This window comes from Streptomyces sp. NPDC033270 (assembly GCF_055576575.1).
This window is the reverse complement of record NZ_JBVIRA010000012.1, coordinates 47,853-71,503: the sequence shown is the minus strand read 5'-3', so window position 1 is coordinate 71,503 and position 23,651 is coordinate 47,853. Positions and strand designations below refer to the sequence as shown.

At 73.1% G+C, this 23,651-nt stretch carries 23 protein-coding genes; 8 read left to right on the top strand and 15 right to left on the bottom strand.

Features of this window, described 5'->3' with window-relative positions; translation table 11 throughout:
* Positions 1-113: 113 nt before the first annotated feature.
* Positions 114-1,445: a L,D-transpeptidase gene (locus tag ACZ5XZ_RS18495; protein ID WP_468979183.1), complete on the bottom strand. Its 1,332-nt coding sequence runs from the start codon at positions 1,443-1,445 to the stop codon at positions 114-116.
* Between the two features lie 81 nt (positions 1,446-1,526).
* A complete protein-coding gene (locus tag ACZ5XZ_RS18490; protein ID WP_468979181.1) occupies positions 1,527-2,759 on the bottom strand; it encodes a CaiB/BaiF CoA transferase family protein in 1,233 nt (410 codons plus the stop codon).
* 253 nt (positions 2,760-3,012) lie between these two features.
* Here ACZ5XZ_RS18490 and ACZ5XZ_RS18485 point away from each other — a divergent pair, with 253 nt between their 5' ends.
* Complete coding sequence (locus ACZ5XZ_RS18485) at positions 3,013-3,327, top strand: hypothetical protein (RefSeq protein WP_468979179.1); 315 nt, start codon at positions 3,013-3,015, stop codon at positions 3,325-3,327.
* A gap of 40 nt (positions 3,328-3,367) precedes the next feature.
* Here ACZ5XZ_RS18485 and ACZ5XZ_RS18480 read toward each other — a convergent pair whose 3' ends face one another.
* A complete protein-coding gene (locus ACZ5XZ_RS18480) occupies positions 3,368-3,850 on the bottom strand; it encodes a YIP1 family protein (RefSeq protein ID WP_468979176.1) in 483 nt (160 codons plus the stop codon).
* Between the two features lie 316 nt (positions 3,851-4,166).
* On the opposite strand from ACZ5XZ_RS18480, the gene ACZ5XZ_RS18475 reads away from it, so the two are divergent.
* Complete coding sequence (locus ACZ5XZ_RS18475) at positions 4,167-4,877, top strand: VIT1/CCC1 transporter family protein (RefSeq protein WP_468979411.1); 711 nt, start codon at positions 4,167-4,169, stop codon at positions 4,875-4,877.
* Positions 4,878-4,893: 16 nt separating this feature from the next.
* Here ACZ5XZ_RS18475 and ACZ5XZ_RS18470 read toward each other — a convergent pair whose 3' ends face one another.
* The 4 genes from ACZ5XZ_RS18470 to ACZ5XZ_RS18455 form a co-directional block, all read right to left on the bottom strand.
* Positions 4,894-6,000: a P1 family peptidase gene (locus ACZ5XZ_RS18470; protein ID WP_468979174.1), complete on the bottom strand. Its 1,107-nt coding sequence runs from the start codon at positions 5,998-6,000 to the stop codon at positions 4,894-4,896.
* Between the two features lie 13 nt (positions 6,001-6,013).
* Positions 6,014-6,847 (bottom strand): L,D-transpeptidase family protein, encoded by an 834-nt coding sequence (locus tag ACZ5XZ_RS18465; RefSeq protein ID WP_468979172.1) that lies wholly within the window; start codon positions 6,845-6,847, stop codon positions 6,014-6,016.
* A gap of 421 nt (positions 6,848-7,268) precedes the next feature.
* Complete coding sequence (locus ACZ5XZ_RS18460; protein WP_468979171.1) at positions 7,269-8,435, bottom strand: low temperature requirement protein A; 1,167 nt, start codon at positions 8,433-8,435, stop codon at positions 7,269-7,271.
* A gap of 95 nt (positions 8,436-8,530) precedes the next feature.
* Positions 8,531-9,562 (bottom strand): methyltransferase, encoded by a 1,032-nt coding sequence (locus tag ACZ5XZ_RS18455; protein ID WP_468979169.1) that lies wholly within the window; start codon positions 9,560-9,562, stop codon positions 8,531-8,533.
* 203 nt (positions 9,563-9,765) lie between these two features.
* On the opposite strand from ACZ5XZ_RS18455, the gene ACZ5XZ_RS18450 reads away from it, so the two are divergent.
* Both ACZ5XZ_RS18450 and ACZ5XZ_RS18445 read left to right on the top strand, forming a co-directional pair.
* Entirely contained in the window at positions 9,766-11,091 is a 1,326-nt protein-coding gene (locus ACZ5XZ_RS18450; protein ID WP_468979167.1) for an amidohydrolase, read from the top strand.
* A 113-nt stretch (positions 11,092-11,204) separates the two neighbouring features.
* Positions 11,205-12,272, top strand: a complete 1,068-nt coding sequence (locus ACZ5XZ_RS18445) for a MerR family transcriptional regulator (RefSeq protein WP_468979166.1) — start codon at positions 11,205-11,207, stop codon at positions 12,270-12,272.
* Between the two features lie 43 nt (positions 12,273-12,315).
* Here ACZ5XZ_RS18445 and ACZ5XZ_RS18440 read toward each other — a convergent pair whose 3' ends face one another.
* The 3 genes from ACZ5XZ_RS18440 to ACZ5XZ_RS18430 form a co-directional block, all read right to left on the bottom strand.
* Positions 12,316-13,530 (bottom strand): NAD(P)/FAD-dependent oxidoreductase, encoded by a 1,215-nt coding sequence (locus tag ACZ5XZ_RS18440; protein WP_468979163.1) that lies wholly within the window; start codon positions 13,528-13,530, stop codon positions 12,316-12,318.
* A 69-nt stretch (positions 13,531-13,599) separates the two neighbouring features.
* A complete protein-coding gene (locus ACZ5XZ_RS18435; protein ID WP_468979162.1) occupies positions 13,600-14,451 on the bottom strand; it encodes a TSUP family transporter in 852 nt (283 codons plus the stop codon).
* Between the two features lies 1 nt (position 14,452).
* On the bottom strand, positions 14,453-15,304 hold the full coding sequence (locus tag ACZ5XZ_RS18430) for a GntR family transcriptional regulator (RefSeq protein ID WP_468979160.1): 852 nt from the start codon (positions 15,302-15,304) through the stop codon (positions 14,453-14,455).
* Positions 15,305-15,589: 285 nt separating this feature from the next.
* On the opposite strand from ACZ5XZ_RS18430, the gene ACZ5XZ_RS18425 reads away from it, so the two are divergent.
* Complete coding sequence (locus tag ACZ5XZ_RS18425; protein ID WP_468979158.1) at positions 15,590-17,032, top strand: rhodanese-like domain-containing protein; 1,443 nt, start codon at positions 15,590-15,592, stop codon at positions 17,030-17,032.
* 23 nt (positions 17,033-17,055) lie between these two features.
* Here ACZ5XZ_RS18425 and ACZ5XZ_RS18420 read toward each other — a convergent pair whose 3' ends face one another.
* Positions 17,056-17,229 (bottom strand): hypothetical protein, encoded by a 174-nt coding sequence (locus ACZ5XZ_RS18420; protein ID WP_468979156.1) that lies wholly within the window; start codon positions 17,227-17,229, stop codon positions 17,056-17,058.
* Between the two features lie 11 nt (positions 17,230-17,240).
* On the bottom strand, positions 17,241-18,479 hold the full coding sequence (locus ACZ5XZ_RS18415; RefSeq protein WP_468979155.1) for an MFS transporter: 1,239 nt from the start codon (positions 18,477-18,479) through the stop codon (positions 17,241-17,243).
* A gap of 320 nt (positions 18,480-18,799) precedes the next feature.
* Here ACZ5XZ_RS18415 and ACZ5XZ_RS18410 point away from each other — a divergent pair, with 320 nt between their 5' ends.
* The 3 genes from ACZ5XZ_RS18410 (at position 18,800) to ACZ5XZ_RS18400 (ending at position 20,621) form a co-directional block, all read left to right on the top strand.
* Positions 18,800-19,333, top strand: coding sequence for an AMP-binding protein (locus ACZ5XZ_RS18410; RefSeq protein ID WP_468979153.1), 534 nt, complete (start codon positions 18,800-18,802; stop codon positions 19,331-19,333).
* Between the two features lie 416 nt (positions 19,334-19,749).
* On the top strand, positions 19,750-20,226 hold the full coding sequence (locus tag ACZ5XZ_RS18405; RefSeq protein ID WP_468979152.1) for a GNAT family N-acetyltransferase: 477 nt from the start codon (positions 19,750-19,752) through the stop codon (positions 20,224-20,226).
* A gap of 128 nt (positions 20,227-20,354) precedes the next feature.
* A complete protein-coding gene (locus ACZ5XZ_RS18400; protein WP_468979150.1) occupies positions 20,355-20,621 on the top strand; it encodes a hypothetical protein in 267 nt (88 codons plus the stop codon).
* 40 nt (positions 20,622-20,661) lie between these two features.
* Here the strand turns inward: ACZ5XZ_RS18400 and mscL are convergent, their stop codons facing one another.
* The 3 genes from mscL to ACZ5XZ_RS18385 form a co-directional block, all read right to left on the bottom strand.
* The gene (gene mscL / locus ACZ5XZ_RS18395) at positions 20,662-21,171 is read right to left on the bottom strand and encodes a large conductance mechanosensitive channel protein MscL (RefSeq protein WP_468979149.1); all 510 of its coding nucleotides are present in this window, start codon (positions 21,169-21,171) and stop codon (positions 20,662-20,664) included.
* 1,077 nt (positions 21,172-22,248) lie between these two features.
* Positions 22,249-23,082 (bottom strand): S-methyl-5'-thioadenosine phosphorylase, encoded by an 834-nt coding sequence (locus ACZ5XZ_RS18390; RefSeq protein ID WP_468979148.1) that lies wholly within the window; start codon positions 23,080-23,082, stop codon positions 22,249-22,251.
* Positions 23,083-23,289: 207 nt separating this feature from the next.
* The gene (locus tag ACZ5XZ_RS18385; RefSeq protein WP_468979147.1) at positions 23,290-23,625 is read right to left on the bottom strand and encodes an FmdB family zinc ribbon protein; all 336 of its coding nucleotides are present in this window, start codon (positions 23,623-23,625) and stop codon (positions 23,290-23,292) included.
* Positions 23,626-23,651: the final 26 nt, after the last annotated feature.

The following is a 23,651-nucleotide window of genomic DNA, read 5'->3' as shown; positions in this document are numbered from 1 at the left end:
CCTGGGCTTGATCCAATCCCCCCCCCCCGACCCAACCAAGAAAAATTTCTGCCCCCCCCCCCCCCCCCCCCCCCCCCACCGCCTTTGCGTGTCCGTGACGCGGATGCCGTCCGTCAGGCCTCGCTGCCCGCCTGCCACGCCGACCACGACAGGTTCCAGCCGTTGAGGCCGTTGTCCGGCTTGACGGTCTGGTCGTGCGAGTTCTTCACGATGACGACGTCGCCGACCAGCGACTCGTCGAAGAACCACTTGCCGGGGGTGTTGCCACCGCCGCCCTTGTTGTCCTGCAGGCCGACGCAGCCGTGGCTGGTGCCGGCCTTGCCGAAGATGGACGGGGAGCCCCAGTAGTTGCCGTGGATGAACGTGCCGGAGGACGACAGCCGCATGGCGTGCGGCACGTCCTTGATGTCGTACTCACCGCCGAAGCCGACCGTCGAGCCGTCCATGCGGGTCTGCACGAACTTCTCCGAGATGACCATCTGGCCGTTGTAGGTCGGGTTGTCGGGGCTGCCGCCGGAGATCGGGATGGACTTGAGGGTCTTGCCGTCCCGCTTGACCGTCATCATCTGGGTGTTCATGTCGACGGTGGACACCTGCGAGCGCCCGACGGTGAAGGTCACCGTCTTGGACTGCACGCCGGTGATGCCGTCGCCGCCCTTCACACCGTCCAGGTCGATCTGCATGGTGACCTTGGAGCCGGCCTTCCAGTACTCCTCCGGGCGGAAGTCCAGGCGCTGGGCGCCGAACCAGTGGCCGACGACCTGCTGGCCGCTGCTGGAGGTCACCTTGATGTGGGACTGGACGTCCTTCTTGTTGGTGATCACCTTGTCGAAGTTGAAGGACACCGGCATGCCGACGCCGACGGTCTTGCCGTTGTCGGGCGTGTAGGTGCCGATGAAGCTGTTGGCCGAGGAGACCGTCGTGAAGGTCGCGTTCTCGGTGGCCGAACGGCCCTTGGCGTCCTTGGCGTTCGCCACGATCTTGTACTTGGTGCCGCGCTCCAGCTGGACGCCGGGCTTCCAGGACTTGCCGTCGGACGATATGGCACCGGCCACGGTGGCCCCGGTGTCCGCGACGGTGAGCTTCACATCGGTCAACTTGCCGCCGGTGACCTTCACCCCGGTGTCGTTGATGCTGGCGTCCGTCGCGCCGTCCTTCGAGGACACCGTGATCTTGGCGTCCGAGGCGTCCTTGGCGGCTGCGGCGTCCGCGCCCGCCTGGCCGTTCTTGCCGTCGTCGTGGCCGCCGGCCTCGGCGTTGCCGCCACAGGCCGACAGGGCCAGCGCACCCGCCGCGAACAGGGCGGTCACGGTCAGCGTGCGGCGCGTCCTACGAGTGCGGCGCGGCGCGTCCGGAGCCTGCTGCCCGTCTGACAGGAGCAGCTGGTGCCGGGTGCGGGACTGGGCGGGCGCGGGGTTGTCCGGCGATGTCACGAGCTGCTCCATACCAGGGTGTTGTGATTCCGTGCTGGTAAACAGCACCTACGGGCGGATTTGGTTGCGGACCGGGTGTTGTTGTGATGAAGGTCACATTCTCGGGGGTAGGGGGTGGTTGTCCGGTCCCGACAGCCAGGTTCGCAGCGGGGTGCCGTGTTCGTCCAGGCGGGGTGGCGCGGCGGGTTGGGTCACGGGCGTCGCCGAGAGGCGCAGCGGGCTGGTGATTTGGGGGATCCGGCCCTCGCCGACGGGGGTCACCGGGTCGAGCCCGAGCCGGGTCGCCAACTCCAGGGCCGCGGAGAGCGTGTTGACGGGGCCGCACGGGACCGATGCCGCGGCCAGTCGCCCGGCCCAGCTCTGCGGGGTGTCGGCCGCCAGCCGGTCTTCCAGTGCTTTGATCAGATCCGTCCGGTGGTGCACCCGGTCCTGATTGCGGGCGAACCGGACGTCTTCGGCGAGCTCCGGCGAGTCCAGCGCCTCGGCCAGCGCCCGGAACTGACGGTCGTTCCCCACCGCCACCGCGAGCAGCTGCCCGTCCCGGCAGGCCAGCGTCTCGTAGGGGGCGATGCTCGGATGGCGATTGCCCATCGGGCCCGGATCGCGGCCGGTGGCCAGATGGCCGGACGCCTGGTTGACCAGCGACCCCAGCAGGGAGGAGAGCAGGTTCACCTCCACCAGCTGACCCTGGCCGGTGCGGTCGCGGTGGCGCAGCGCGGCGAGGATGCCGGTGGCGGCGTCCTTCGCGGTCAGTACGTCCACCAGCGCCACGCCCGCCTTGAGCGGGGCGCCGCCGGGCTCGCCGGTGATGCTCATCAGGCCTCCGACGGCCTGCACGACGAAGTCGTAGCCGGGCAGGCGGGCGCCCGCGCCGGAGCCGAAACCGGTGATGGTGCAGTGCACCAGGCCCGGGTTGGCGGCGCGGGTGGCGGTGTGGTCCAGGCCGTACCTGGCGAGCGAGCCGGGGCGGAAGTTCTCGATCAGCACATCGGCCCGGCGGGCCAGTTCGCGGGCCGCGGCCGCGTCGTCCGGATCGCCGAGGTCCAGGGCGAGCCCGCGCTTGGAACGGTTCGCGGCGTCGAAGTACGCGGCCGTCCCGTCGGCGGCGAACGGCGGGCCCCAGGCGCGGGTGTCGTCGCCGGTGCCCGGCCGCTCCACCTTGATCACCTCGGCGCCGAGGTCGGCGAGCGTGGCGGCGGCCAGCGGGCCGGCCAGTACGCGGCTGAAGTCGGCGACGAGGATGCCCTCCAGCGCGCGTGCCGGCGGGTCGGCGGGCGGGGCGGCGGTGGGCGGCTCGGGGTGCGGACGGTGCGGCTGCTGCGGCACGTGCGTACTCCTGACGTCGCGGGCGAGGTGGTGCCATCGTCGGCGACGGCCGCTCCCGCGGGGAAGCCGCCGAGGTGTCCAACGGGGCGGGTCGGACCCTGCCGGGTCGGCCGTGTGCGGTGTCGGCAATGTGACGAAAAGTCATAGGAGATGCGTCACTTCAGGACTTAAGTCCCAAGATCCCCTGTCAAAAGTCCCGAGGTGTGGTGTCTACTGACACAAGCCCAGCGCCTCATCCGTCCGGGAGGACCGCATGCTTCCCTCCGCATCGATTCTGCAGCAGATCGGCCTCGGCGTGCTCTTCGCGCTGGCGGTGCTCTGGGTCGTCGGACTGGCCAGACTGCTGCGACGGGGCCGGTACGAGGCGGCGATGCGGCGGGACCGGCGGGAGATGCGGATGCGCTACGCGGTACGCGACCGGGAAGAACCGCCCACGGCACCGGAGCTGCTCGGCTCGGTGCCGCGGCAGACCGGGGCGGCCGGCCCGCCGGCGGAGTGCGTGGAGCTCAGTGCCGCGGAGCGGGCGGCGTTCGAGGGGCTCGTGCGGCAGCTGTCCGGTCAGAGCTGAGCCGGGGCGGCCCGGTGCGTGCCGTGCGCGCCCCGGGTGCTCAGTGGATCGGACTCAGCCTCAGCAGCGCCAGCGCGGCCAGCATCTGCACCGACACCGACAGCGCGGACTTCCACGTCGGCAGGTGGTGCTGGCCGCGTATCAGCAGCACCGCGAGGACGTAACCGAAACCCCAGGTCGTCCAGGTCGCGGCCTGGACGAAGGTGGCACCGGCCGGCAGCCAGGCGGCGATCGCCAGCCGCGGCAGGTCCGTCACCCAGAACAGCACGATGAACAGGCTCGCGGTCGGCGCGAAGCGGCCGCTGCCGCCGAGGGTGCGGGCTATGGCGTGGGTGACCACGCCCAGGGCGAGGCTGGCGGTCAGCACCCCGGCCTCGGCCAGTCCGACGAGCTGCAGCGCCTCGGTGCGGTCGGCCGCCCACTGGCCGGGGAACGCGTCCGTCGACACGACCCCGACAGCGCCGCTGATCAAGGACAGCAGTAACGCCGCGCTCCAGGCGCTGCGGTCCCGCGCCTCGTCCATGACGTCCACCGGCCGGTACCAGAGCCCGAGTATCAGCCGGTGCCACCACAACCGCCGACGCGGCGCCGGCTCGCGCGGCGCCGGCTGAAGGAGCGTGGGAGGCGGGGGCGGTGGAGGGTGAGAGGGGGGTGGTGCGGACATAAGGCCGTTTCTACCACCGGCAGATGAGGGGCGCCGCGGGGGCGTCGGGCCCGGCGACGGCCGCGTTGACGGCTGCCGGGGCGGGGCGAACGGGCAGGGGCGGGGCGAGCCGGCGCCGTGCGGTCGCGTCGGAGGGGATGCTGCCGCCGAGGAATGAGACGCTCTCCCGGTGACCATGCAGACACCGGAGCACGACGAGGCGCACGGCGGCGGGCTCGGTAGCCGGCTCAACTGGCTGCGGGCCGCGGTACTCGGCGCCAACGACGGCATCGTCTCCACCGCCGGACTGGTCGTCGGAGTCGCCGGAGCGACCGACGCCCGCGGCACGTTGCTGACCGCCGGACTGGCGGGACTGCTGGCCGGGTCCATGTCGATGGCGGCCGGCGAGTACGTCTCGGTCTCCACCCAGCGGGATTCGGAGAAGGCCGCGCTGGCGCAGGAGAAGCGGGAGCTGGCGACCGAGCCGCAGGCGGAACTCATCGAGCTGACCGAGCTGTTGGCCGGCAAGGGACTGGAGCGCCGGCTCGCCCGGGAGGTCGCCGAGCAGCTGACCGAGCACGATGCGCTGCGCGCCCACGCGGAGGTCGAGCTGGGCATCGACCCCGACGAACTCACCAACCCCTGGCATGCGGCCGGTGCCAGCTTCCTCGCCTTCACCGCCGGGGCGCTGCTGCCGCTGCTGGCGATCGTGCTGCCGCCCGCCGCTCACCGGCTGTGGATCACCGTGCTCGCGGTGCTCGTCGCGCTCGCGCTGTGCGGGTGGAGCAGTGCCCGGCTGGGGGCCGCCCCGGCGGGCCGCGCGGTGCTGCGGAACGTGGGCGGCGGGGTGCTGGCGATGGCGGTCACGTACGCCGCGGGTTCGGCGCTGGGCGCGGTGGGGGTCTGAGGCCGCTCGCCGCGGCTCAGCCGGCCGCGGTCCCGTACAGCTCCCGGTACGAGGGGAAGACGCCCCCGGGGCCGTCCACCGACTCCGCCGCCAGGGCGGCGCGTACCACCGCGCGGGTGAGGACGTCCGCGCCGGCGGCCAGCACGGCGTTCAGGGCGCCGGCCTCCGGGTGGACACCGAACGCCGGGGTGGCGAGGGACTCTTCGCAGGCGAGCGGGCGGGCGGCGGTGGACAGGGCGAAGACCGTGTCGCCGTCGGTGAGCAGATGGACCGGGCGGATGGCGCGGGCCAGGCCGTCGTGGGCGGTGCCGGCGAGCTTGTGGGCCTGGGCGCGGGTGAGGGCGGCGTCGGTGGCGACCACGGCGAGGGTCGTGTGCAGTGGCGGGTGCACGGACGCGGCTGCGCGGGCCCGGGATATCCGCCTGGCCTCGGCCAGGCGGCGCAGCGCGGCGGCGTGCCGCTCCGGAGTGGGCAGGGCCGGCGGGCCTTCGTACAGCAGGCCGTAGAGGGCGCCGGTGAGCGGGTCGGCGAGGGAGCCTGCGGCGTTGACGGCGGCGAGGGCGGCGACGGTGGCGCCGGAGGGCAGCACCGCGCTCGCGGTGCCGATGCCGCCCTTGAGGCCGCCGGCCACCGCGCCGGTGCCGGCGCCCGTGGTGCCCTGCGCGACCGGGGCGCCGGGGGCGGTGGCCGCCGCGGCCTCGGCCGCGGCGCGGCCCAGCGCGGCGTCGGGGCGGGCCCGCCAGTCGCCGCCGCGGCCCAGGTCGAACAGGGCCGCGGCCGGGACGACCGGCACCACCTGGGCGGGGTCCGGTCCCACCCGGAAGCCGCGGCCCCGGTCCTCCAGCCACCCGGCGACACCGGACGCGGCGTCGAGGCCGAAGGCGCTGCCGCCGGTCAGTACGACCGCGTCGACGCGCTGGACGAGGTTGCGCGCATCCAGCGCGTCGGTCTCCCGGGTGCCGGGCCCGCCCCCGCGTACGTCGACGGCCGCGACGGCGCCGCCCTCGGGGGCGAGCACGACGGTGGTGCCGGTCAGGGCGCCGTCACCGATCCGCTGGGCGTGGCCGACCCGCAGGCCCGCGACGTCGGTCAGCGCGTCCCGCGGCCCCGTGGGGTACGGCACGGCGCCGGCCCGGTCAGTGATCGGCCGGTCCCATCACGATGACCGGATGCAGCTCGGGGTCGAGGGTGCGCAGCAGCTCCCGCATCGCCTTGGGCTTGAGGCTCACACAGCCCTGCGTGGGGCCGTCGTGGTCGACATGCAGCCAGACGCCGCCGCCCTTGGCGTCGCCCATGGGGCGCCGGGGGTCCAGGGGGGACGCGCCGGACTCCCGGTTGTAGTTGATGGCGATGACGTAGTCGAAGGCGCCGGCCAGCGGCTCGCCCTCCACGCCGGTGCCGTCGGCGATGAAGCTGTCGTTGCGGTCGTAGGGGAGCTTGGTGCCGCCGGGGGCGGGCAGCCGGCCACCGGCGTCGGTGAGGGTGTAGACGCCGATGGGGGAGCGCAGATCGCCGTAGCGGTGGTCGCTGGTCCAGCCGCGCGCGGCGTTGTGCGCGGACCAGGAGGGACCCGCCTGCCAGTCGTTCGAGCCCTCCTCGCGGGTGTAGAGGACGACCCGGGACTGGAAGGAGTTCATGTCCTGGCCCGCGACGACCAGCACCTGCCGGGCGTTCGCCGGTATCCGCTTGCGGGCGGCGTCGCTCAGGCCGGGGATCGACCGATCGGCCGCGGTGTTCCGTGCGGCGTTCGGGGCGGATTTCGCCGCGACGGCGGGAGTGCGTGGCGTGTCCGGGCCGGACGCGGTCGTGGACGTGGTGCTCTTGGCGTCGGTCCTGCTGTCGTGGTCGTCGCCCGATGCCGGCCACGCCCACAGGGCGGTGCCGACCAGCGTGGAGAGGGCGAGACCGCCCACGGCCTTGCTGCGCCGGGACAGTCTCGTCCGCGCGCGGGACTGAGCGTGGCGGGCCATGGCTGACGTCTCCTAGAGGTGCGGGCGGCGGTCGGCCCCGGGGGCTTCCGTAGGAGGCTCCCTGTCATAAAAAGGGCAATCTGCACCCTACCGCGTCTGCGTCGGGGCGCCTCCGGAGGCCGTCGTGGGCGGTGGGGAACAAGAGGGCGACACCCCCGGAAGTGAGGTCCATTGGTGGGTAATTGACGGGGAATGGGGCAGCGGCCGGGTGCAGCCGTGCTGGTGAAGGCCCTCTTCGAGCCATGACGGAAGATGGCTGAATCTGATGCGGAATCAGGGTGATCTCGGAGCCTGTACGGTCGTTCGGCACGCTTATGGGGGAAGGGCCGGGGCGTCCTTGCGCGGGCTCGCCCGCACCGGCGTCGGCCGGCTCGTCGAGACGGGTGACGTGGCGGAGTGGGGCCGGCCGTGCGACGAGCGGCTACGGTCGCGGCTCGGTCAGCGCGGTTCCCTGACGTGCCGTGAGGGTGACGCCCACGGCGACCGTGGCTGAGGCCACCAGGCCGGCCGCCAGGACCGCCCACCGCCCGGCGAAGGTGCACGCCAGGACCAGCACGGACGACACCGGCAGCACCAGCTGCTGGGCCGGGCCGCGCTTCTGGTGGCGGGAGTGGATCAGCCACACGGTGACCATGTACAGGGCGGCGGGCACGGTGACGCAGGCGGCCGCCGCGAACGGCGACAGATGCGCCTTGCCGAACGCCTCCTCCACCGCGATCTCGATGCCCGCGCCGACCGCGGCCGCCGAGCCGAAGACCAGGTAGTGGCCGTAGCCCCACAAAAACGCCTGGGTGTTCGAGCGCAGATGGAGGTGGATGGGCACCGCGAAGTAGATCCAGTATGCGGCGAAGACCACCAGCAGACCGCCGCCCGCGATCGGCAGCAGCGTGCCCAGCTCGCCGTTGTCGTCCAGCGCCGACTGCACGGCCACGGTGGCCGCCGCGATGGTCTCGCCCAGCACGATGATGGTGAACAGGCCATAGCGCTCGGCGATGTGATGCGGATGCCAGGCCGTCTGCCGCTCGCGCTCGGCCCACACCGGGACGGCCAGCTCCATCAGGCCCACGACCACGAACACCCAGGGCAGCTCGTCCTGGGGCAGGACGAGCAGGCCCAGCCAGCCGACCTGGCACAGCGTCACCCCCAGGGCGTAGCGCAGCGCGGTGCGCCGCTCGGCGCCGCGGCTGCCGTGGGCGGCCCGCAGCCACTGGGTGACCATGGCCAGCCGCATCACCAGATAGCCGAACCAGACGACGGTGAAGTCGCCGTGGTCGAACGCCCGCGGCACCCCGGCGGCCAGTACCAGCACCCCCGCCATCTGGACCAGCGTCACCACGCGGTAGAGCGCGTCGTCGGTGTCGTACGCCGAGGAGAACCAGCTGAAGTTCATCCACGCCCACCAGACGGCGAAGAAGAGCATCAGATAGCCGGTGATGCCGTGCCCCGGATGGCCCTCGGCCAGGGCGTGCGCCAGCTGGCCGCCGGCCTGCGCGACCGCCACGACGAAGCACAGGTCGAAGAAGAGCTCCAGTGGTGTGGCGGCGCGGTGCGCCTCCTCGCGGCTGCGGGCACGCATGAGGACCGGCATCTGAGCTCCTCTCGTCGACCGGGGGCGGCGTGATCAGTAGAGCGCGGGCCGGGGGTGCCGCCAATGAGGGGAGCGGGTGTGTCGCGGGGCGGCCGTCATTCGGCGACGGCCTCCACGATCGACGGATAGGCCGCGGTCGGCAGCACCCGCGTCAGCCGGAAGCCGTTCGCACCCAGCAGCGTCGCGAACTCCTCGGCGGTGCGCTCCTGGGCGTCGAGGACCGCCATCATCGCGACGTCCAGGGTCTTGCCGAAGTGCGGGGCGTTGCCCGAGGGCAGTACGGAGTCGACGACCAGCAGCTTGCCGCCCGTCGCCATGGCCGCGTGGCAGGAGCGCAGGATGCGCCGGCAGGCGTCGTCGGACCAGTCGTGAAGGATGTGCTTGAGGATGTAGACATCGCCGCCGGACGGCACGGAGGTGAAGAAGTCGCCCTCCTGGGTGCGCCAGCGCCCCTTCAGCTCGTCGCCGTCCAGAAGGTGGTCGGCCAGCGGCGGCGCCTGGTCGAAGAGCACCCCCGTCAGCTGGGGGTGGCGGCGCAGCACATCGCGCAGCAGGCCGCCGCGGCCGCCGCCGACGTCCACGACCGTGCCGGTCTCGGGGAACGGGTACGCGGCGACCACGGCCTCGTCCACCGGACCGGAGAGGGACGACATCCCGCTGTCGAAGAGCGCGCGGGTGGCCGGATCCGACAGCAGATGCTCGAAGAAGGGCGCCCCGAAGAGCCGCTCGAAGGCGGCGCCGCCGTGCTCCACCGTCTCCGGCATACCGGCCGACGCCTGCAGGAACATGTCGTCGGTCATCATCATGACGGCGGGGTGGAGGGACTGCGGGGCATCCGTGCGCAGCGCCTCGGCGCTCGGCGTCAGCTGGAAGGCGCCCGCGGCGTCCTCCCGGAAGATGCCGCGGGTGGCGAGGTAGCGCAGGACGCGGCGCAGATGCGGGGCGTGGGTGCCGGTGGCGGCGGCGAGCTGATCGACGGTGCGGGGGCCCTCGCCGAGATGGTCGGCGATGCGGTGGTGGGCGGCGGTGCGTAAGGCCGCGGAGAAGAGGTGGCCCATGGCGTGCTCCATCAGATGGGCCGCGAGGTCATGGGGCTCGCCGGTCGGGTGGTGGGGGGAAGTGGCCAACGTCAGCCTCCGGTCGTCGACTTGGGGCCTGCTGATCGGCGGTCGCAGGCGGGGTGATCCACGGTTGCAGCCGGGGGCGGCGGTGTCACGGTGAGTGCGGTGACCAACCGCTAAGTCCGGCCAGCGGCCGGTGTTTCCGGCACCCCGGGCCGGCCGCGGGCGGTCGCTCGATGGCGGGCGGCGCTTCATGGTCGAATGCGTGTATGAGCGACAGTGACACGTACGGAAAGACCGGACAGACCGCCACGACCGCAGAGCGCGCCAGGACCGCGGAGGCGACCGCGCCCGCCGCCGTCCTCGCCCCGCTCGACGACCGCCTCACGGACCTCGTCGCCCTCTACGAAGACCTCCACCGCCACCCCGAACTCGGCTTCCAGGAGACCCGTACCGCCGCCGAGGCCGCCCGCCGGCTGGCCGACCACGGCTACGAGGTCACCACCGGCATCGCCCGGACCGGCGTCGTCGGGGTACTGCGCAACGGCCCGGGCCCGGTGGTCCTGCTGCGGGCCGACATGGACGCGCTGCCCGTCACCGAGAACTCCGGCCTGGACTACGCCTCCACGGTCCCCGGCCTGATGCACGCCTGCGGCCACGACGTGCACGTCACCTGTCTGCTGGGCGCCGCGGACCTGCTCGCGGCCGGCCGGGAGCACTGGTCCGGCACGCTGATCGCGCTCTTCCAGCCCGCCGAGGAGGTCGGCGGCGGCGCCCGCGCCATGGTCGACGCCGGGCTCTACAGCAAGGGCCTGGTCCCCACCCCCGACGTGGTGCTGGCCCAGCACGTCGCCCCGTTCGGCGCCGGGCTGATCGCGTACTGCCCCGGCGCCTGTATGGCCGCCGCCGACAGCCTGGAGATCACCTTCCACGGCACCGGCGGCCACGGCTCACGTCCCGAGACCACCGTCGACCCGATCCTGATGGCGGCGTCCTTCGTCCAGCGGGTGCAGTCCGTGGTGGCCCGCGAGGTCGCGCCCAAGGACCGGGTGGTGGTCACCGTCGGCTCCTTCCACGCCGGGGACACCGCCAACGTCATCCCCGACCGGGCCGTCGTACGGCTCAGCGTCCGCACCTTCGACGAGACCGTACGCACCGCCGTCCTGGCCGCCATCGACCGCATCGCCCGCGCCGAGGCCACCGCCTCCGGCGCGAGCCGCGCACCCGAGACCGAGCTGCTGGACTCCTTCCCGGTCACGGCCAACGACGCGGCGACCCTGCGCGGCGTCAACGCCGAGTTCACCCGGCTCTTCGGCGAGCAGCGGCTGTTCGCCTACGAACCGGCGACCGGCAGCGAGGACGCCGGCGTCCTGGCGACCGCCGCCGGCGCGCCCCTCTACTACTGGTGGCTGGGCGGCTGGGACCCCGAGGAGTTCCGGACGGCCCTGGCGGCCGGGCGGCTGGCCCAGGACATCCCCTCCAACCACTCACCGCACTTCGTACCGGTGGTCCGGCCGACCCTCACCATGGGCGTCGAAGCGCTGACCGCGGCGGCACTCAGCCGGCTCGCCCCGGGGGCCGTCCCGGCCGGTTGACCTTGTCCCAGGGGAAAGCCCCAGCATCGGCGGTGCCGGGCCCCGAGTGCCCGGTACGAGGAAGAGGACGAACGGCCGGACGGGCCGGCCCGGGCCCGGGAGGAGCACGCCACATGGCCGCCGAACTGCTGACCATCGGAGCGTTCGCCCGCGCCTGTCGGCTCTCGCCCAAGGCGCTGCGCCTTTACGACGACCTCGGTCTGCTGCGCCCGGCGCACGTGGACCCGGTCAACGGCTACCGCCACTACGCCCCGGCCCAGCTGGAGCGGGCCCGGCTCGTCGCCTGGCTGCGCCGGCTCGGCATGCCGCTGGCCCGTGTCCGCGAGGTGTGCGAACTGACCGGGCCCGCGGCGGCCGAGGCGGTCGCCGCGTACTGGGCCCAGGTCGAGGCCGACACCGCCGCGCGCCGTGAACTGGCCGCCTTCCTCGTCGATCAGCTGCACCGGAAGGACACCGCCATGACCACTTCACCCGCCTTGACCCTGCGCTACGCCGCCCGCACCGACCGGGGGCTGGTCCGCGCGGCCGACCAGGACGCCGCCCACGCGGGAGTGCGGCTGCTCGCCGTGGCCGACGGCTTCGGCGCGAGCGGCGGCGCGGCGGCGGCCGCCGCGATAGCGGAGCTGAGGGCTCTGGAGGACGGGGAACCGGCCTCGACGGACCCGCTCACCGCGCTGGAGGAGGCCGCCCAGCGCGCCAACCGCGCCGCCCCGTCGGCGGACGAGGCGACGGGCAGCACCCTGACCGCCCTGCTCCTGTCCGGCTCGCAGCTGGCCCTGCTGCACATCGGCGACTCCCGCGCCTACGTCCTGCGCGACTCCGGCCTGTTCCGCATCACCCACGACCACAGCCTGGTCCAGTCCCTGGTCGACCAGGGCCGGCTCGCGCCCGAGGAGGCGCCGTCGCACCCGCAGCGCGCACAGCTGCTGCGGGCGCTCGACGGGGGCCCGGAGTTCGCCCCCGATCTGCAGTTGCTGCAGGCGCGGCCCGGGGAGCGGTACCTGCTGTGCACCGACGGGCTGTCCGGGGTGGTGCCGACCGAGGCGATCTCGGACGTGCTGGCCGCGGCCGCCGACCCCGACCAGGCCGTACGGGACCTGATCGGGCTCGCCCACCGGGCCGGCGCACCGGACAACATCGGCTGCGTCGTCGCGGACGTGGCCGCGGTGAACGAGGGCTGAGACCGTTCCAGGGTCTCCACTCTTCTGCCTCAGGGCGCCCGCCCTACGCGATCCCCTTCAACATCCCCTTGAAGTACAGCTGCGGCAGGCCGTAGCGCTTGAGGAACCACATGTCGGTGCGCTCGCGCGTGGTGTCGAGGAAGGGGATGGAGGGGGTCGGCCGCAGGTCGTAGTCGAATTCGGCGAGCAGCATCTTGTGGCGGGCGGTGACCAGGGGGCAGGAGGTGTAGCCGTCGTAGTGGGCGGTGGCGGGGCGTCCGCGCAGACCGGCGAGGAGGTTGGCGACGACGACCGGGGCCTGCTTGCGGATCGCCGCGCCCGTCTTGGAGGTGGGCAGGTTGGCGACATCGCCGAGGGCGAACACCTCGGGGAAGTCGGGGTGTTGGAGGGTCTGCCGGTCGGCCTTGACGTACCCGTAGGGGGAGTCGGGGTCGGCGAGCGGGCCGTTCGCCAGCCACTCGGGGGCGCGCTGCGGCGGTACGGCGTGCAGGAGGTCGTAGTGGACGGTCTCGGCCTCGCCGGTGGCGTGATCGGTGATCACCGCCGTGCGTGCCGCGCCGTCCAGGCTGGTCATCTCGGAGCGCAGGCGTACCTCGATGCCGTACCGCCGGGCCGTCTCCTCCAGCGCGCGGTTGAAGACCGGCACCTTGAACATGGTGGGCTCCGGGAGCACCAGGATGGTGCGGATGGCGCCCAGCACACCGCGCTTGCGCCAGTGGTCCGCCGCCAGATACGCGATCTTCTGCGGGGCGCCGCCGCACTTCACCGGCCCGGACGGCATGGTGAACAGCGCGGTGCCGCGGCGCGTCCGGCGGATCACGTCCCAGGTGAGCGGGGCGAGGTCGGGGCGGTAGTTGCTGGTCACGCCGCCGTGCCCGAGGGCCGCGGCCAGGCCGGGCACACCGTCCCAGTCGAGCTGCAGGCCGGGCGCCAGGACCAGCCGTTCGTAGGACAGCACCCGGCCGGAGGCGGTGGTGACCGTACGGACGGTCGGGTCGACGGCGGTGGCCCGTTCGCGCAGCCAGCGCACGCCGGGCGGGATGACCTCCGCCTCGGTGCGCAGCGCGGCGCGCAGCGGGGCCTGGCCACCGCCCACCAGCGTCCACAGCGGCTGGTACCAGTGCGTCTCGGAGGGCTCCAGCAGCGCGATGTCCCGGACACCGGCGCGGCGTAAGCGGGCGGCGACGGTGATGCCCGCGGTGCCGCCGCCGACGATCACGACGCGGTGGTGGGCCTGGGCGGTGGTGGGGGACGTCATGCGGTACCTCCTGGTGTTCGGCCCGGAGCGCCGGGACGGTGGCTTCGGTGGTCGGTTCTTGAGGGTCGGTCAGAGACGGGGAACGGCGGTGGCCGCCATGACGACGGCGACGACGGCGACGAGGGACGCGAAGGCGGTGGCCAGCGTCTGCGGGTGCAGGCGCGCGGTGAGGCGCGGGCCGAGGTGGCTGCCGATCGCCGCGCAGGCCGCGAAGCCGGCCAGCAGCGGCCAGTCCAGGGCGATCGTGCCGGCCCGGGTGCCCAGCGCGGTGAGGGAGTTGATCAGGACGACGAGCAGCGAGGTGCCGATGGCGACCGGCATCTCCAGGCCCAGGACCAGGGTGAGGGCGGGGACGACGACAAAGCCTCCGCCGACTCCGAAGAAGCCGGTGAGCAGACCTATGGCGGAGGCGGTGGCGGCGACCCGGGAGACCCTTACGGGGACCCGTACGGGAACCGGTAGGGCGCCCTCCCGTAGGGGATCCCCTAAGGAAGTGGTGGCCGCCGGGGCTCCCGTTGCGCCTTCCGCCGGGGCACCGGTCGTGCGCCGCTCGCGCAGCGCCCGCCGCGCCAGCATCGCCGCCACCACGAGCATCAGCCCCGCGAACGCCGCCATCAGGACGCCGGGCGGCAGCGCCGCGCTCCAACGGGAGCCGAGGTAGCTGCCGGCCGTACCCAGTACGCCCACGGCGCCGCCGGCCGCCCAGCGGACCCGGCGGGCGCGGGCATGGCAGAGGAGTCCGGTCACCGCGCCGACCGTGACGACGATCAGCGCGCCCGCGGTCGCCTCGTGCGGTGACTGCCCCAGCAGATACACCAGCGCCGGCACCGCCAGCACCGAACCGCCACCGCCCAGCGCCCCCAGCAGCAGCCCGATCAGCAGCCCGCACGGCAGCGCCGCGACGGCTAAGAGGACGGACACGCTACGCGGACGGACAGGAGGCCGGGGACGGCGACCCGTCCTGGGAGGGGGCGGCGGCGCGCGGCGCCAGGGCGACGTTCCGGCTGTCGTCCGACCACTCCGCGACGAAGGTGAACCGGTCGCCGCGGACCACCGTCTCCCGCCACTCCACCGGCCGCTCCCCGGACCGGCCCAGCCGCTCGATGGCGAACGCCGCCTCCCGGTCGGCCAGCCCCAGCAGCCACGCCTGCCGGATGTCCGGCAGGAACGGCTGGATCCGCTCCCGGCCGCCGGTGACCTTCACCGAGCAGCGTCGCGACAGCTCGCCGTAGAGCGAGGTGTGCCCGAAGTCGGCCGCCAGCAGCGGCTCGGCGATCTCGGCGGGCAGATAGGCGGTGTCGTGGGCGAGCGGTTCGCCGTCCGCGAGCCGCAGCCGCTCCAGTACGACCAGCGGTGCGTCCGGGATCAGCCCCAGATGACCGGCGACCGTCGCGTCCGCGGTCCGCTCCAGCCGCAGCACCTCGCTGCGCTGCTCGACGCCCTGCCCCTCCAGCTCGCGGAAGAGGCTGTAGAGCGAGCCCAGCGGCTGCTGTATGCGGCGGGTGTCCAGCCGGCTGGCGCGGCCGCGTTCGGCGATCACCAGGCCGTCGGCGCGCAGCTTGCGCAGCGCCTCGCGGACGGTGTGTCGGCTCACCGCGTACTCGCCGGTGAGCCGGTGCTCGGCCGGGAACTCGTCGGTGAACGCACCGGCCGCCATCCGGCGGCGCAGATCGTCGAAGAGCTGCGCCCAGAGGGGCAGCGGTGAGCGCCGGTCCAGGGGGCGCGGTCCGTGCCCGCCGGTGGCGGCGCCGTCCGGTGGCGGCTCGGTCGTCATGGTGGCTCCTCCGGAACGTACGGGTGGATGCGCTGGTGAGGTCTCGAACGTCTCGTCAGCTGACACCGCATCGGGCTGAGGCGGCGTCAAGCCGACGCGGGGTGCGGGCTGATGCGCGGGGCGGTGCGGGATGGCCTGGGAGGTCACCCCCCGCTTGTCGCCCGCCGCCCCGGCTCCTTAATGTACGTACATCCGTGCATCCGCACAACGCGTTCCACCCGCACCACCCCCCCAAGCGGACTCCGCCCCCGCGCCCGGCGTCCGCCCGCCCCCTGGAGGCCGACCGTGCACTTCGCCCAGTACTACCTCGACTGCCTCTCCCAGGCGTCGTACCTGATCGGCGACCGGACCACCGGACGCGCCGTCCTCGTCGACCCACGCCGCGACATCGACGACTACCTGCACGACGCGGAGGCCGCCGGCCTGCGCATCGAACTCGTCATCGAGACGCACGTCCACGCCGACTTCCTCTCCGGCCACCTGGAGATCGCACGGGCCACCGGCGCCACCGTCGCCTTCGGGGAGGCCGCCGAAACCGGCTTCCCCATCAGGCGGTTACGGGACGGCGAGCGCATCCGGCTGGGGGCCGGAGAGGGCGAGGGGAGCTGTGAGGGGGCCGCCGAGGGGGACGCCGAGGGGGTCACGCTCACCGTCCTCGCCACTCCCGGCCACACCATGGAGTCCATCTGCCTGGTCGTCCACGAACACCCCGACGACGACGTGCCGTTCGGGGTCCTCACCGGCGACACCCTCTTCGTCGGCGATGTCGGCCGCCCCGACCTGCTCTCCGCGGCCGGCCACTCCCCGGAGGACATGGCCCGGCGACTGCACCACTCCCTGCACACCAAACTCATGGTTCTCCCGGACGCGACCCGGGTCTTCCCCGCACATGGCGCCGGCTCGGCCTGCGGCCGGAGCCTGTCCGCCGAGACCAGCTCCACCATCGGCGACCAACGCCGCCTCAACTACGCCCTGCAGCCCATGCCGGAGGACGCGTTCGTCCGGCTGGTCACCGCGGGCCAGCCCGCCACCCCCGGTTACTTCGCGCACGACGCGGCACTCAACCGGGACGGTCACCCCCTCCTGGAGGCCGCCCCGCTGCCCGCCCTCACCCTGGAGGAGGCGCTCGCGGCCCGCGACCAGCAGGGCGCCGCCCTCCTCGACTGCCGCCCGCAGGCCGCGTACACCCGCGCGCATCTGGCCGGATCGCTGCATACGAGCCTGGATACCCGGTTCGCGGAGTACGCCGGCAGCGTGGTCTCCCCGGGCACCCCGATCGTGCTGCTCGCCGACCCCGGCAAGGAGCAGGAGGCCCGCCTTCGCCTGGCCCGTATCGGCTATGACCGCGTCCTCGGCCATCTGCCCGACCCCGCCGCCGTATTGGACCGTGCGTCCGCGTCCGCCCTGGTCCGGCACAGCCATCGCATCCGCCCCGAGGAACTGCCCCTCACGGCGTCGTCGCCCGACGGCCGGGTGGCGCGCGCCCAGCTCATCGACGTCCGCAATCCGGCCGAGTACGCGGCGGGCGCCCTCCCCGGCGCCCACAGCATCCCGTTGGCCGGCCTCGCCGACCGCCTCGCCGAACTGGACCCGTCGCGCCCGGTCGTCCTCTACTGCCGCAGCGGGAACCGGTCGGTGATCGCGGCGGCGCTGCTGGAGGCGCACGGGTTCGGGGACGTGTGCGATGTGGTGGGCGGGTACGAGGCGGTGGCCGCGGGGAGGCGCTGAACGCCCGCGCCACGGACGCCCGTTCACCGCTGCCGACCCCTCCGCCGCAGTGCGCCTACCAGCGTGATGGCCACGGCGGCGGCGAGGCAGGCGGCAGCGGGCAGGGCCAGGGCCGGGGCCGGGGCCGGACGGGTGCCGCTCCCCGCTCCGGCGCCGGCACCGACCAGCGCCAGCCCCACCCCCGCCGTGGCCGTCATCACGGCCTTGGTCACCCCCGGAGGCCTCGCCCGCGCGCTCGCGGCGTACGACCGCCTGGGTGCCGGTGAGGGCCAGGCGGGACTTTGCGGACACGGCCTAGCCCGCCGGCCACGCCCAGCGCCGCCGCGGCCGCCGTCGAGGCCGCCACCAGGGCGGGCGCGTCCGTGCCGGGCCCGACGGCCCACAGTGCGGCCCCGGCGGCCGACAGGCAGACCGCCATCACCGGCACGGCCCGCTCGGGCCGCACCCGGCCGGCCAGCGGGCCGCCGGCGGCCAGGGCGGCTGCCGGAGCCAGGAAGGCCACCCCCGCGTCCAGGGCGGACCACCCCCGGCCCTGTTGGAGCAGCAGCGGGACCACGTACAACAGGGCCACGGTCGCGGAGTTGGCGACCGCACCGGACACGGTCAGCGCCACATACGGGCGGTTGCGGAACAGCGCCGGGTCCACCAGCGGGTCGGGGGAGCGGCGCTCGGCCCGTACCAAGAGCGCGCCGAGCGCCGGCGCGGCGGCCGCCCGGCTCCAGGCCGCGGGGTGTTCCAGCCAATGGGTCAGGCAGGCCAGCGTGCCAGTGGCGGCGACCGCGCCCGTGAGGTCGAGGGGGTGCTTTCCCGCATCCGGGGCAGGTGATTCGGCCGTCCGGAGGGCGCAGGCGGCGGCCACCACGGCGAGCGGCACCGTCAGCCAGAAGACGGCCCGCCAGGACACGAACCGGGCGAGCGCGCCGCCGACGAACGGGCCGCAGACGGTGGCTACTCCGGCCAGGCCCAGTGCCTGCCCGATCGCCCGTTGCACGCGCCCCGGTGGGCAGGCGTTGGTGAGCAGGGCCAGCCCGGCGGGCATGATCAGCGCACCGCCCGCCCCCTGCAGCAACCGCGCCGCCACCAGGAGCGGCAGCGACGGCGCGAGCGCGCACAGCGCGGCTGCGGCGGCGAAGAGCGCCAGCCCCAGGGCCAGCATCCGGCGGCGCCCCCACAGGTCGGCCAGCCGGCCGGCGACCGGCATCAGGGAGCCGGCGGTGAGCAGATAGCCGCTGACCGCCCAGGGCAGGGCGGTCCGGGAACCGTCCAGGTCGGCGCGGATGACGGGGAGCGCGGGGTTCAGCGCGAAGGCGTCCAGCTGCACGCAGAAGGCGCCGGTGGCGACGGCGGCCGGCGCCCAACGGGCCCGCGAGCGCGCGGAGGAGGGAGCGTGCGCGGGCGGGTCCGGGCGCGGACGCGGGGGCGGTACGGACTCCGGCGTGACGGGCATGAGGGCACCTCTCATGAGTCTCACGAGCCCCTCGGGCACGGATGGCCTCGGGGGTTGGCGGAAAACAGCAGGGGAGAGGAGGGATGGGGTGCACCAGAAGGGGGAAGGACCCGTAGGCGGCGGGAGCCCTGGGCAGCAGGGCCGGGGCCCGAAGGCAGCAGGGCCCTGAGGAGAAGCCCGTAGGGGGAATGCCTCTAGGGGAAGAGCCCGTAAGGGTGTTGCTCGCCGAGGTGCGGGAAGGGGCGGGCGCCGGCCCCGTACAGCGGACGTTAAGCGATCGTTGATCGGTGATCTACATGCTGATCCGCATGTTGCGCCGTGTGATCACAGAGCATGCAGAAGACGCCCGCGAAGTTCAAGAGCCGGCAGCGTCGCGGATCGCCCTCACCTGGAGTGGGGAGCCGGGACGTCTGGAGGAGCTGACGCACGGCATGCTCCTCGACCAGGCCGCACGGGCCGCTGCCGCGCTCGCCCGGCTCGGGGTGCGGGCCGGCGACCGGGTGGCGGTCCATCTGCCGCTGGTCCCGGAGTCGGTGATCGCCACGCTCGCCTGCGGCCGGCTGGATGCGATACGTACCACGCTGCCGGTCTCGCTGACGGTGCCCGAACTGGTCGCGCGGACCCGGGAGTCGGACGCCCGGGTGGTGATCACCGCGGACGCGGCGTTCTGGGACGGGGCCGTACGGCCGGTGAAGGCCCTGCTCGACCATGCACTGGCGCGAGGCGCGGCCGCGGGGGGCGCGTCCGATCGCACGGTGCTGGTGGTGAACCGCTGCTCGCGTCCGGTGTCCTGGAAGCCCGGCCGTGACATGTGGTGGCACGAGGCGCTGGAGGGGACGGCGAAGAGCCGCTGACGACCCCGGCCGCCCTGGCCTGCGGACACCCGGCCTTCCCTAGGGGCACTCACCCGATAAGGCCGCACAACAGGCGGTCGGCCCCCTCGCTGCCTAGCGTGGGACCCGTGCCACAGCCGACGGACCCGTGCCACAGCCAACGGACCTGTGTCACAACCGACGGACCCGTGCCACGGCCAACGGAAGGGTGATCTCCCATGCCCCACGACCAGGCATACGCGCGCCACCCCCTCCCCGGCACCGACCCGGGCCGCCCCCGCAAACGCAAACACGCCTCCCAGAGCCCGCCGACCCGGCCCCACGACGGGCAGCGCCCACACCCCGTACCCACCCACGACAAGGGCAGTCAGGGACGGTCCGCCGCGGGCACCAATTAACCCGTCGAGTCCTCGGCGAGCGGCCGATAGCTTTCCGGCATGACGTCATCATCGCTACGCCTGGAGAAGGTCACGCCGGACAACGTCGAGGCCGCATGCCGGCTGCGGGTCCGGCCGGACCAGGAGGGGCTGGTGGCGCCGGTGGCGCGGTCGCTGGCCGAGGCGTATGCGCAGCCCGAGATCGCCTGGCCCCGGTTGGTCTTTGACGGTGAACAGCTCGTGGGCTTCGTCATGGGCTTCTTCCTCGTGCGCTTCGACCCGGAGAACCCGCAGGACAGGCTGCGCTCGGGAATCTGGCGCCTGAACATCGCCGCTGATCAACAGGGCCGGGGCTACGGCCGGTTCGCCGTGGAGTCCGTGTGCGAGGAGATCCGCGGGCGCGGGCAGACCCGGGCGACGGTGACCTGGGTCCCGGGGGAGCATGGGCCGGAACGGTTCTACCGGCGACTCGGCTTCGTGCGGACCGGAGAGACGAGCGGCGACCAGGTCGTCGGCGAACTGCCCGTGACCGCCTGACCGCCTGACCGGCTGACCGCCTGGCCGCCGGAGCGAGTGACCGCCTGACCGGCGGGCTGCCTGAGCGAGTGACCGCTTGGGTGCGTGCTGAACGGCGGCAGTGTCCGGCCCGCCCGTACCCTGGAGGCGTGAGCACCACCCCCGAATCCGAGCAGACCCCCGAGCCCGAGGCCGCCGCCGCTACCGATGCCGACGGCAGCGGCGACCAGGCTCCGGCGGCTGCGCCGGCACCGCGCCCCGCCCGCGGACCCGCCGCGAGGCTGATCTTCGACGACCCGCTGAACCAGCAGTCCTCCGACGACACCGATCGTGGCTGGGGCGAGCGCCCGGCCGGCGGTGACAGCGCCGCCGATCTCGCCCGCTTCCTCGACGAAAAGCCGCCCCACCACCTCTGAGCGAGGCGAGGGGGCGGCGTGTGCCGGCCTTTGGCGCCTGCTACTCGTGGGTCTTCTGGGTGCCGATGGTCCCCGAGGCGGAGGACGGCAGGGTGGGCGAGCCGTCGCGCCGGGCGATCAGCGCGTCGCGGATCTCGGTGAGCAGCTCGACCTCGGTCTGGGACGCCGAGGCGTCCTCGACCGGCTTCTTGGCCTCCTGGCGTTCCTTCCACTTGTTCATCGGAAGGATCATGAGGAAGTAGACGACCGCGGCGGTGATCAGGAACGTCAGCGCGGCGCTCAGCACCGAGCCCCAGAGGATGTAGATGCCGTCGGTGTACGCGCCCGACTTGGGGTCCTTGGCGCACGTCGCGGTCAGGCAGGACTGGTAGTGGTCCAGGTTCTGCGAACCGAGGGCACCCACGATGGGGCTGATGACGCCCTTCACCACCGCGTTGACGATGTTGGTGAACGCCGCACCGACGACGACCGCGACCGCGAGTTCGACGACGTTGCCTCGCATCAGGAATTCCCTGAAGCCTGCGAGGACGCTTCTCTTCTCCGTGCTCACCTATGAAGACCCTTCTTGTCTGGCCGATGCGCCTCGAAGGATGATCCCGGACCGGCTCAGGCTGCGCAACTCGGGTCAGGTGTGATGTTTTTCCATAAGGCTCCCTTTTGGCCCTGGTCGGGATATGGGTGATCTCCGCTTTGCTTCATGGTTCGGTGTGGTGAGGCGAGTCGAGGCTGGGCGAGTGGCCGAATGCCTGCCCCTCCGTTGGGCCTGCTGTCCCCGTCCTGGGCGCTGCTCCCTCCCAGGGCGGGCGCCCGCGGTGCCGGGCGGCTCGTCGGTCGCCAATAGGCGATTCTCGGATGACAAGGAAGGCTTTAAGGGGCGGCGGTCGTGAAGTTCTCGTCCCGTGTGCGTGACTGACTTGAGGCGGGAAGTGACAGGCTCAAGGAAGTCTGCGGGTAAGCGGGTAAAGAGAGTCGGGGGAAGTGGACGAATATGGCCGTCGTCTATGGAAGTTCGTTGAAGGTTCTCTGAAATGCCGCCCGCCGCGCCCGCCGTCATGAGCGATATTGCGATCAAATGTGCGCCAGGGAGAAGGCTTTCGATTGGTGACGCACTTCTCATTTCTGGGCTATGGGTCCGTGCAGTCGCCCGTCGGGTCGCGTAAATCGATCTTTGGGTGTGGTGATGTGCGCTGAGCACCGCGTTCGTGCGTCGTCGGCGTCCGGCTGCACGGAAATGATCAGTGCGGCCGCGGTCATGGTGACTCCCGCCAGGGCGCTGCGGCGCTGTCGCACGAACCTTCGTAACCGATGACGGGAGGGCGTGACCTGCACCGGAGCGAACTGCGCCACTGCGCGGCGCGGGGGTGTGGGCAGTGGGGGGTCGGGTGGAGGGGAGTGCGGGGGCGTGGCGAGCGTGGCAGGGGCCGTGAGCAGGTGAGGGGCGGACGGGGCTGAGCGGAGGGGCTGTGGCGTCGGGTCGGTGAATGTGCTGGGCATGAAGGACCGCCTGTGACGAGGGGTTTGCCTTGGGCTACGTCCCACCGTGCCGCAGTCCGCCCGCGCCCGCTCCGGCCTGTGGACGACCCCGCCCTTGTGGACAACCCCGTCACCCGGGTCACACGTCACAGCCTCACGGCAGCTCGATGCCCAGCTCCCAGCCCGCGTGGGCGTCGACGCACAGGCAGTCCCTGGCCGTGTTGTCGGGCAGTGCGGCGACCGCGTCGAAGAGCACCTCGCGCAGCCGGCCGACGTTCTGGGAGAAGACGGCAAGAACCTCTTCGTGGGAGACGCCGTCGCCGGTCTCGGTGCCCGCGTCCAGGTCGGTGACCAGGGACAGTGAGGTGTAGCACAGGCTCAGTTCGCGGGCCAGGACCGCTTCGGGGTGGCCGGTCATGCCGACCACCGACCAGCCCTGGGCGGCGTGCCAGCGCGATTCGGCGCGGGTGGAGAAGCGCGGTCCCTCGATGACGACGAGCGTGCCGCCGTCGACCGGCTCCCAGTCGCGGCCGCGGGCAGCCGTGAGGGCGGCCTGGCGGCCGCTGGGGCAGTACGGGTCGGCGAAGGTGAGGTGGACGACGTTGGGGACGCTGCCATCCGGCAGCGGGTGGCCGTCGAAGTAGGTCTGCGGGCGCGCCTTGGTGCGGTCGACGAGCTGGTCGGGGACGAGCAGCGTGCCGGGGCCGTACTCGGGGCGCAGACCGCCGACCGCGCACGGGCCGAGGACCTGCCGTACGCCGACGGAGCGCAGCGCCCACAGGTTGGCGCGGTAGTTGATGCGGTGCGGCGGGAGGTGGTGGCTGCGGCCGTGCCGGGGCAGGAAGGCGACCTGGCGGCCGGCGATCTCGCCGAGGAACAGCGAGTCGCTGGGGGGACCGTAGGGGGTGTCCACCGTGATTTCGGTCACGTCGTCGAGGAAGGAGTAGAACCCCGAGCCGCCGATGACACCTATCTCCGCGTCAGCCATGCGGGCCACACTATCGGGACCGGGTGCCGGTCGACCCCGTGATCAGCGATCCGGCCGCCTCGTGGGGGATCAGAGGCCTTGGGACGCCAGAGCGATCGGACGACCGGTCCACCGCAACAACCGGACCACCGGACCACCGGACCACCGGAACAACCGAACCCCGCCGTCCATGAAGGCGGCGGGGTCCGAAGAAGTGCGGGGTGCGGCTCAGGCCGCGGAGCTGGTGCTCGACGTGCTGCTGGAGGCCGCCGCGGCCGGGGTGGAGGACGCGGAGTCGGAGCTGCTCGACGAGGAGCCGGCGGAGTCCGAGGAGGACGTGCCGCTCGACGAGGAGGAGCTCTTCGCGGGGCTGCTGCTGGACGACGCACCGCGGCTGTCGTTGCGGTAGAAGCCGGAGCCCTTGAAGACGATGCCGACCGCGGAGAACACCTTCTTGAGGCGTCCGTTGCAGCTGGGGCACTCCGTCAGCGCGTCGTCGGTGAACTTCTGCACCGCCTCGAGGCCTTCGCCGCACTCGGTGCACTGGTACTGGTAGGTCGGCACTTGACTTCCTCCTGGCACTCTCACTC